This window comes from Vibrio sp. YT-19(2023) (genome assembly GCF_033337395.1).
The window spans coordinates 1-575 of the sequence record NZ_JAWOQN010000858.1 but is presented as its reverse complement, the minus strand read 5'-3'; the positions used below and the strand labels follow the sequence as shown (position 1 = coordinate 575).

1 protein-coding gene is annotated in these 575 nt (G+C 48.3%); it reads left to right on the top strand.

The genetic code is table 11. The features are described 5' to 3' along the window. Positions 1-575, top strand: a 575-nt coding sequence (locus R7E78_RS28845) for an FAD-dependent oxidoreductase (RefSeq protein WP_318058979.1), incomplete at both ends; no start/stop codon positions are given.

Genomic DNA, 575 nt, shown 5'->3' with positions numbered 1-575 from the left:
TTGGTATTTATCTCAAGCAGGCTATCAAGTCACGGTCATCGATCGCCAACCAAGCAGCGCGATGGAAACAAGCTTTGCCAATGCAGGACAAATTTCTTATGGCTACTCATCCCCATGGGCGGCTCCGGGTATCCCGCTCAAGGCGATCAAATGGCTGATGGAAGAACACGCTCCACTAAAAATAAAGCCGTCGCTCAGCACAGACATGATCAGTTGGGCAAGCAAGATGGTTGCGAACTGCACCTTGCCTCGCTATCAAATCAACAAAGCTCGCATGCTGTCTATCGCCAACCACAGCCGAGCTTGCTTAGAACAATTACGTAATGAGCACGCGATTGAATACCAAGGACGCCAGTTTGGTACCTTGCAAGTGTTCCGCACAACTCAACAGTTAACCGCAATCGAAAAAGACCTCAAGCTGCTTGAGCAAAGTGGTACTCGATTTGAGTTGATGGACGTTGAACAGTGCCTTCGACAAGAACCCGGTTTAGCGCTGATCAAAGATAAAATCGTAGGCGGGTTGTATTTGCCTGATGATGAAACAGGTGACTGCTTTCAGTTTTGCCAACAGCTGA